At 44.7% G+C, this 8,366-nt stretch carries 9 protein-coding genes; 2 read left to right on the forward strand and 7 right to left on the reverse strand.

All coding sequences use genetic code 11. The features are described 5' to 3' along the window. The 4 genes from IQR33_RS09120 to IQR33_RS09135 form a co-directional block, all read right to left on the reverse strand. Positions 1-898: PQQ-dependent sugar dehydrogenase (locus tag IQR33_RS09120; RefSeq protein WP_228013819.1), on the reverse strand; the 898-nt coding region annotated here is incomplete at its 3' end. A gap of 149 nt (positions 899-1,047) precedes the next feature. Next, positions 1,048-2,196, reverse strand: coding sequence for an L-threonine dehydrogenase (gene yiaY / locus IQR33_RS09125; RefSeq protein WP_042521463.1), 1,149 nt, complete (start codon positions 2,194-2,196; stop codon positions 1,048-1,050). Positions 2,197-2,529: 333 nt separating this feature from the next. Continuing rightward, complete coding sequence (gene elbB / locus IQR33_RS09130) at positions 2,530-3,180, reverse strand: isoprenoid biosynthesis glyoxalase ElbB (RefSeq protein ID WP_154203939.1); 651 nt, start codon at positions 3,178-3,180, stop codon at positions 2,530-2,532. 12 nt (positions 3,181-3,192) lie between these two features. After that, entirely contained in the window at positions 3,193-3,342 is a 150-nt protein-coding gene (locus IQR33_RS09135; RefSeq protein WP_017634379.1) for a hypothetical protein, read from the reverse strand. 120 nt (positions 3,343-3,462) lie between these two features. Between IQR33_RS09135 and yddG the strand changes: the two genes are divergently transcribed. Next, on the forward strand, positions 3,463-4,365 hold the full coding sequence (gene yddG / locus IQR33_RS09140) for an aromatic amino acid DMT transporter YddG (RefSeq protein WP_005389394.1): 903 nt from the start codon (positions 3,463-3,465) through the stop codon (positions 4,363-4,365). Positions 4,366-4,516: 151 nt separating this feature from the next. On the opposite strand, the gene IQR33_RS09145 is transcribed toward yddG, so the two are convergent. Both IQR33_RS09145 and IQR33_RS09150 read right to left on the reverse strand, forming a co-directional pair. Beyond that, positions 4,517-5,410 (reverse strand): cation diffusion facilitator family transporter, encoded by an 894-nt coding sequence (locus tag IQR33_RS09145; protein ID WP_053303754.1) that lies wholly within the window; start codon positions 5,408-5,410, stop codon positions 4,517-4,519. Between the two features lie 176 nt (positions 5,411-5,586). Further along, a complete protein-coding gene (locus IQR33_RS09150) occupies positions 5,587-6,465 on the reverse strand; it encodes a LysR family transcriptional regulator (protein WP_005375568.1) in 879 nt (292 codons plus the stop codon). 171 nt (positions 6,466-6,636) lie between these two features. Here IQR33_RS09150 and IQR33_RS09155 point away from each other — a divergent pair, with 171 nt between their 5' ends. Then, positions 6,637-7,212 (forward strand): class I SAM-dependent DNA methyltransferase, encoded by a 576-nt coding sequence (locus tag IQR33_RS09155; RefSeq protein WP_054728907.1) that lies wholly within the window; start codon positions 6,637-6,639, stop codon positions 7,210-7,212. 155 nt (positions 7,213-7,367) lie between these two features. On the opposite strand, the gene IQR33_RS32675 is transcribed toward IQR33_RS09155, so the two are convergent. Continuing rightward, the coding region (locus IQR33_RS32675) for an AMP-binding protein (protein ID WP_228013820.1) at positions 7,368-8,366 on the reverse strand (999 nt) is incomplete at its 5' end.

Raw genomic sequence — 8,366 nt, forward strand, 5'->3', positions numbered from 1 at the left:
CGAGGATTTTCCCATCTAACTCTGGGTATTTATCACCACGGTACAAAATCATATTGCTGGGTGCGATAGAAGGGATGTATACCAGCTTGGGATCTTCCATTCCCGGTAACGACTTAGCTTCCCCAACGTCCAACGGTCCCCAATATTCTTTACCATGAGAGACTTTAGCCCAACCGTAGTTCGCGCCTTTCTTGATTAGATTAATTTCATCGCCGCCGCGTGGTCCATGCTCAATCGACCACAGCTGTTTTGTTGCTTCGTCGTAAAACATACCTTGTGGGTTGCGGTGCCCGTAACTCCATATCTCAGGACGAGCTTGGGAAGGTTTGAATGGGTTGTCTTGCGGAACCGAACCATCAAGGTTAAGGCGCACAATACTGCCAGCATGGGTTTGACTGTCTTGCCCATTATCACGTTCGCCACGGTCACCGATTGAGAAGTAAACTTTATCGTCTACAAATGAAATTCGACTGCCGTAGTGGCGACCCGTGTCGGTGATGGCATCAGCAACAAAGAGATCGTTCCAACCCACAAGTTGATTGTTTTGCAATTGCGCCGTCGCTAACGCCACCGTATTACCTTTGCTCGTACGCTTGCTGTAGGTAAAGAAGAGTTGCGGGTTTTGCTTATCGGCATTCGGTGCGAGCGCAACATCCAATAAGCCGGCTTGTCCACTGGTGTTCACATCGGGAACGTTAAACAGCTTTTGAGGTTTGCCTTTGGTGATATCCAGCAACGAAACCGTACCGTTCTTTTCATTGACGATAACGCGTTGGTTATCTAAGAACTCGATCCCCCAAGGGATCTGAAATCCATTCGCCACTTCGTTGGCGCGGTATTCGGCAGTGTTGGCAGAAAAGGATAAACAAGCGAGTAGGGTAGCAGCAATCGTTCTCATGGTTCCTTCCAATATGAATCGTATTAATACTTAAAAGCTAACACTAAAAGACTATGTTTGGCAGAGATTCACTTGTATATGAATGTAAAAAATCCCCGATACGAGATCGGGGATTGAATTAAGGCTAGAGAATTGTTTAGTTAGCGAGATTACATCGCTTCTTCGAAGATCTTAGAAATTTCTTCGTGAGTTGCTTGTTTAGGGTTAGTGAAACCACAAGCGTCTTTCAGTGCGTTGTCTGCTAGTGTTGGGATGTCTTCTAGTTTCGCACCAAGCTCTTTGATACCTGCTGGGATACCCACATCTTTCGCTAGAGTAACGATAGCGTCGATTGCTGCCGCTGCACCTGCTTCAGCAGACATGCCTTCTACGTTTACGCCCATTGCTTTTGCTACGTCACGTAGACGCTCAGGACATACTTGCGCGTTGTAACGCTGTACGTGAGGTAGAAGAATCGCGTTACAAACACCGTGTGGAAGGTCATAGAAACCACCTAGCTGGTGTGCCATTGCGTGTACGTAACCTAGAGACGCGTTGTTGAATGCCATACCCGCCATGAACTGCGCGTATGCCATTTGTTCACGAGCTTCTAGATCTTCACCGTTTTTCACTGCTGTGCGTAGATAAGCCTGGATAAGCTCAATCGCTTTAATTGCTACCGCATCAGTGATTGGTGTTGCTGCGATAGATACGTAAGCTTCAATCGCGTGAGTTAGGGCATCCATACCTGTTGCCGCAGTTAGCGAAGCAGGTTTAGCTAGCATTAGCTCTGGATCGTTTACCGAGATAAGCGGTGTTGTGTGCTTATCAACGATAGCCATCTTGATGTGACGCTCTTCGTCAGTGATGATGCAGAAACGCGTCATTTCAGATGCAGTACCTGCCGTCGTGTTGATTGCGATAAGTGGCATCATTGGTTTTGCAGACTGGTCTACGCCTTCGTAATCTGCGATTTTGCCGCCGTTAGAAGCAACAAGCGCGATACCTTTCGCACAGTCGTGTGGTGAACCACCACCTAGAGAGACAACGAAGTCACATTCGTTATCAGTAAGAAGTGCTAAGCCGTCGTTAACGTTGCTGATAGTTGGATTTGGTTGAGTACCATCAAACACAACGGTTGCTACATCGCGCTCAGTGAGAAGGTCTTGAACTTGTTTGACTACACCGATTTGGTTAAGGATCTTATCCGTAACGATCAAACCTTTTTTAAAGCCTTGAGATTGGATGCTGTCTGCTGCGTCTTTCAAACAACCAGCGCCCATTAGGTTTACCGTAGGGATAAAAAATGCACTTGTCATATTGGATAGCTCCGTCGTTATTTTTAATAATCTTTCTTAATTTGCCATTTACTGTCGCACATTCGTTTCCAGATTGAAGTTGATCTGAAGCAAGTTTACCTACTTAGAGGTACTTGCAAGAGAAAAACTGTGACAGTGATCTTGTTGCACTGCGTATAAGTGCAACACTGATATAAAGTAGAACAAATATGAAACTATGGACGCAAACGATTGGCAGAAATTGACTTCTGACGCGGATATATCTCTAAATTCGACTAAAGTATAAAAAATCCCCATTAATAACTTAATTATCAATGGGGATAGAGAAGTGTTTTATAAGATAACTACTAATAATTAAGCTATTTTAATCAGCTTTGATACTAACTTTTCGATACCTGAAGCTGCTTGAGAGATATTCTCTGCCAACATGTAAGCAGGGGTTGAAAGTACGAGGTGTTTTTCATCAAAAACGATGTCTTCGACAGGGCACGTGGTGTGTTCACCGCCCATTTGATTAAATGCTATTGAGACTGCCTCATCGTTGCCTACCGTTCCTTTCACGCCTTGCTCATAAATCATCGGAATAATGACAGGAGAAATACACAGATAGCCAGCTGGTTTTTTCGAATTAGCAAACGCGCGACAAGCTTGAGCTACGTGTGTGTTAATGGAGCACTCTGCACCTGAAACGGCGAAGTCGGTTAAGTTTTTCGCGGCACCAAACCCACCTGGAAGCAGTAGGGCATCGTATTCATCGACGTTAAGTTTGGCGACATCGTCAATATTTCCGCGTGCAATACGAGCTGATTCGATCAATACGTTACGTGTTTCATCCATTTCGTCACCAGTTAGGTGATTGATGACGTGGAGTTGGTCAATGTTAGGTGCAAAGCAGTGCCAAGTTGCACCTGCCTTCTCGATGGCGTAGAGCGCCAACACTGCTTCGTGGATCTCAGAACCGTCGTAAACGCCTGAACCACTTAAAATGACTGCGACTTTTTTCATGTTTGGATTCCTTTACTCTGAACGTTCCTTAGATTGCTCTTCGCTATCTAGACCATGCGTTTCCGAATGTGTTTTAACGTTTTCACTCTCGTTGTCATCTTCATCATAGTAGCGCACAACAAAGGGTGTAAGCATAACACTAGAGGGCAGAAAATGTTTCATATCGACTCCAACGGCTTAATAGAATGATTTTTATACTGATTTTTATAAAACAGTACGTTGAACCTGATCATTTTTGAGTTAAGCTGACGTTTCCTTTGGCATTCGTGAGTGGTAGGTCACATGAAATCAGTGCAATTTCGTTTCACACTTTATGGTTGTATCGCGATTCTCTCTTGGAGTTGTCTGCTTGGCATCGCGAGGTTGGTTACGGAGAGTTTAGGTCCTGTAGGCGGGGCAGCCATGTTGTACTCTCTTAGCTCTGTTTTCCTTCTTATCGTGGTCGGTATTCCAAAGTTGTCTTACTTTTCTCCCAAGTATCTTGCGCTTGGTGGTGCGATGTTCGTCTGTTATGAAATATTTCTCGCTCTATCTTTGGGATATTCCAACTCGCGCGCGCAGGCAATTGAGGTGTCGATTGTCAATTACCTTTGGCCCGCACTGACGGTTTTATTTGCGGTCCTTGGCAGCAATAAAAAAACAAACTGGTTGCTTTATCCCGCAGTTACGCTGGCGTTTGTTGGGGTTGCTTGGACTGTGAGCGGTGAGAATGGCTTATCCATAACTCAGATCATGTCCAATGTTAGTAGTAACCCTCTGGTGTATTTTATGGCTTTCGCTGGCGCGGTTATATGGGCTTTTTATTGCAACTTAACCCAAAGGCAGCAATCTAAACATAATGCGATTACCCTGTTTTTTATTGCAACAGCTGTTTCGCTTTGGGTCAAATACGCGTTTACGGATGAGCCACCAATGACATTCAGTTGGGAAGCGATGGGGTACTTAGTGGCCTCTGCGGCTTTAATGGCTGGTGGTTATGGTTTATGGAATATCGCGATCGTTGGCGGCAATATGGTTTTTCTCGCCACCTTGTCTTACTTCACACCCATTTTTTCCGCTTTATTTTCTTCCATTATTCTTGGCGTAACTCTGAGCCATAGCTTTTGGCAGGGCGTTGTGATGGTAACGGTGGGCTCGCTGATGTGTTGGTTAGTCACCAAAGAGAAGCGCGAAGCGGCTGGGTAAGTTACCAACGAGATCAGAGAATTTAAGTGAGCAACGAACAGATCTCCCTTGCGAGCTGTATTCGAATACGAAGAAACTAAATCGAAAAAATTAAAAAAGCTCCCGAGATTGGGAGCTTTTTATTGAGTTTTAACGGCTCTTTGGTGGCGCTCTAATAAGCGACGTTCAAGTGTAGTTGAAGCTTGAATCTGTGCTTCGACAGTCGCTTGATAAGCTGCTTACGAGTGTGCTCTAGTGTATCAAGCTCCAATGTGTCGTCATCAATATGTACGTCCACATTTACTCGTAGCTCTTGGCCCACCTTCGTTACGCCAGCCAGTTTCAATTGATGCTCAGTTACTTTTTCAATCTCAAGAACATCTTTGCCAACGCTCTGACACAGCTCTTTGCTTGGTGCCATCATTAGTAGTTCACGTAAGGCACCTACTAGCATATCGAACGGTACTTTGAGGAAGTAAAAGCCCATTAAAACCATCATCATGGGGTCGGCATATACCGCATACTCAGAGAATGGCGTTAGTGAAACAGCCCAAGCCGAGATAAATCCTACGGTCACCGCCACACTCAACAAAGTATCCATTTGCCACTGTTTTTTCTCCGCTTCAATCAAGCCTGATGAGAAGCGGCGGCTGCGTTTCGCCATAAACCACCAAGCGTAACCACAACCGATAACATTCACGATGCCGAATAAGGTCGCAATAGAAGCATCGACCTCGCGACCTCCAGACATCAATGCTGATATCGCAGAGTAGAGAGAGAAGCTTACAACCACTAAAATGACGGCTGCTTTTATCGCAATAACGATTGGTTCTAAGACCGCTTTTCCAAATGGGAATACAGATTTTGAAGGCTTGTTAATATAGTAAGAAGCGGCCAGTGACAATAAAGTTAACAGTAAGCTGACCAAAGAGTAAACACCGTCAAACACGATGACAATTGATCCTACAAGCAAGCCAAGTACCATACCACCAGCAGCGAACCCAGATGCCAAAAGGGCTGAAATGGTTAGAATACGGTTTTCGTTTTTGCTTGTCCTGTCACACATAAAAGATGCCTTTGAATTTTAATACCTTACTATTCTTCGCTCATAAGGTAATTTAGGCAACCACAAAGTGACCAGTAACTAATCTAAAAAATTGCGTTTTTATTTATATTCCTATAAAACAATGGTTTACTGTGATTTTTTGGTGTCAGTAAAATTGACGCTCACTGATAAAATGTTTAGAAGTCAAATAAATACTCGCTCAATTTATCTGCTAACCACGTCATTGCTGGATGCTCAGTATGGCCGTTAGGTGAAAACATACAGTAGTCTTCTTGCGTCAATCCGTATGTGTGTTTGATAACGGCGAGCTTCTGCTGACGAAGGTAATGGCGGATTAATGGTTCTGGAAGCACGCCCCAAGCGTCTTCTTCTAAGATGGTGTTCAGCATGTAGTCAAAACTCGAAAAACCAATATATCGAGTCGAGAAAGGTTGCAGTTCAGGGTTGTCTTTCTCATTTAGGTACACCATTAGTGCTTGCATCTGACTACGTAGATCTTCGTCTGAGACACGGCGCATCTTACTTAGGCGGTGTTCTACACTGCATACTGACATCATACGTATCTTGCCTAATGGGTTATATACGATACGAGGATCGTCTACTCGCTCATAATCAACGCCGAAAGCAAAATCTACTTGGTGGGTACTGACCAAGTTGGCTAAGTCGCCACTGGATGCCAAGATTAAGTTGAAGGTTGTTGAAGGAAAGCGGTTATTCAATGTATGAGATAATTCTTGCCAGAGATCATCAGGTAAGGAGTCGTCACGTGCTACCCAAACTTCCGCGTTAAACCCTTCCGAGATTTGAGCGCAGGTCTTTCTGACCCGTTGTGCGATGATAAGTAGGTGTTCGCAATCTTTGTAAATGGCTTTCCCAGCTTCAGAGAGGGTGAGCTGGTTGCCAGTTCGGTTAAACAATTCAACGTCGAGATCTTTCTCTAATGCCTTAATCGACATACTGAGTTTGGTACGATTGCAGTCGAGTTGCCTTGCCGCTTCAGAAACAGAACCACACTCAGCGATGGTGCAGAAGGCTTCTACTTGAGTTAAGTTCATGATTTGACACAACCAATAAATGAATTCAAATAATTTGGGTATTATGCAGATGCGCTCCCAAAGCCATGAAAGATTATCGAAAAAAACGCGAATCCGCCAGATAAGTCTATGGTCTTTTAACGGTTTTGCGGTAATCTATGTGGGTTACAAAAAGTGAACATGGAGGCCACGATGGCACAAGATTGGGACGGCTTAGCAAAAAACTGGGAATCAAATCCAGCAACAGAGCAATTTGCGCAGTCGGTGTTTGAGCAGTTACAACAGCTAACTCAGCTTGATGGCATTAAAGTACTAGATTTTGGATGCGGAACAGGGCAGTTAAGTCAACGATTGTCACCGATGGTTAAAGACATCGTAGCATTAGACGCATCGGAAGCCATGATTGAGGAACTCGATAAAAAAGAGCTCGTCAACGTAGAACCTGTGGTAGATGCATTATCTCGCGGCTTGGTCGCTCAGCATCCGGCCTTTCGTGGACAGTTCGACTTGGTGGTTGCATCATCAGTTTTAGCGTTTGTGGAAGACTTAGACGCGTCATTAACGATCTCGCATTCTCTACTTAACCACGGCGGCTATTTTGTTCATTTTGATTGGATTGCAGAATGTGAACAAGACGGTTTTACCCTTGCGAAGTCTGAGCGTGCACTGAAAGAAGCGGGTTTTACTGAAGTTGAATCGCGACACGTTTTTGACATTACATCTGATGGTAAAACAATGTCGGTATTAATGGGGCTTGGTCGTCGCTAATACCGCTGAATAAAGAACAAAAATTGACAAAAGCGAGCTAACAAGCTCGCTTTTTTCTTATCTGCTGAGGGTATGTGTAACTTTACTTGCTCTAAACAAGTCGTCGTGGTGCATGCAAGGACATACTCGAACAACTAAGTCTTCGGAGGTTATTTTTAGACGATTATCCTGCGTATCTCCTCCAGCACTTCAGGGTTGGCTATTGCGCCTAAATTTTCGACGTTTCGGTTGTTAACGACTTGCTTAACGGCTAACTCGACCAGCTTTCCTGAGCGTGTCTTAGGTATATCGCTTATTGCGTAAATCGCACTAGGTACATGCCTTGGAGAACATGCAGACTTTAGCTGTGCTTTGATGGAAGCGATCATCTCGTCATTGAGCTCTACCCCTTTGACTAATTGGACAAACAGCCATATTTGTTCGTTGCGATCGACTTCTTTTCCTACTGCGATCGAATCTAGAATACCGTCTATACAGTTCACTTGCTGATAGATTTCGGCCGTGCCGATTCTTACGCCACCAGGATTCAACGTGGTATCACTTCGACCATAAAATACGTATCCCCCAACGCGGGTCTGTTCAACATCATCGCCGTGGTGCCAAATATTGTCGAATTTATCCCAATAAGCACGATGATATCTCTCACCGGTGTCGTTCCAAAAGCCAGCAGGGAAGTTGGGTAATGAATTGGCACAAACCAACTCACCGCGCGCTCCCATTACGCTATTACCTTGTGGGTTAAAGACTCGGACATCGACCCCTAACCCTGCTGATTGGCACTCTCCCCGATAAACGGGAGAAATAGGGTTGCCCAATACAAAGCAGCCACAAATGTCTGTTCCGCCAGAAATCGAGGCGAGGTGTACATCTTCTTTAATGCGCTGATAGACATAATCAAACTGTTCTGGATACAGAACAGAGCCCGTTGAGCAAATGGTTTTCAGACTTGGAAATGCATCACTTTTCTGCGGAGAAAAAGATGCTTTTTCCAGCGCCTCTAGGTATTTTGCTGAGGTTCCAAACAGCGTCACTTCGGCTCGTTCTGCGAGGTCCCAGAGCACATTATGAGTGGGGTAAACAGGGCTACCATCAAAAATCACCAAACATGCACCGCTCGCGAGTGAAGAAACGTGCCAGTTCCACATCATCCAACC

The organism is Vibrio sp. OPT46, assembly GCF_015163535.1.
GTDB lineage: Bacteria > Pseudomonadota > Gammaproteobacteria > Enterobacterales > Vibrionaceae > Vibrio > Vibrio alginolyticus.

Excerpts from the sequence above, each read along its gene's own strand:
- yiaY (WP_042521463.1), bottom strand. The coding sequence starts at position 2,196 with ATGACAAGTGCATTTTTTATCCCTACGGTAAACCTAATGGGCGCTGGT.
- elbB (WP_154203939.1), bottom strand. The coding sequence starts at position 3,180 with ATGAAAAAAGTCGCAGTCATTTTAAGTGGTTCAGGCGTTTACGACGGT.
- IQR33_RS09135 (WP_017634379.1), bottom strand. The coding sequence starts at position 3,342 with ATGAAACATTTTCTGCCCTCTAGTGTTATGCTTACACCCTTTGTTGTG.
- yddG (WP_005389394.1), top strand. The coding sequence starts at position 3,463 with ATGAAATCAGTGCAATTTCGTTTCACACTTTATGGTTGTATCGCGATT.
- IQR33_RS09145 (WP_053303754.1), bottom strand. The coding sequence starts at position 5,410 with ATGTGTGACAGGACAAGCAAAAACGAAAACCGTATTCTAACCATTTCA.
- IQR33_RS09150 (WP_005375568.1), bottom strand. The coding sequence starts at position 6,465 with ATGAACTTAACTCAAGTAGAAGCCTTCTGCACCATCGCTGAGTGTGGT.
- IQR33_RS09155 (WP_054728907.1), top strand. The coding sequence starts at position 6,637 with ATGGCACAAGATTGGGACGGCTTAGCAAAAAACTGGGAATCAAATCCA.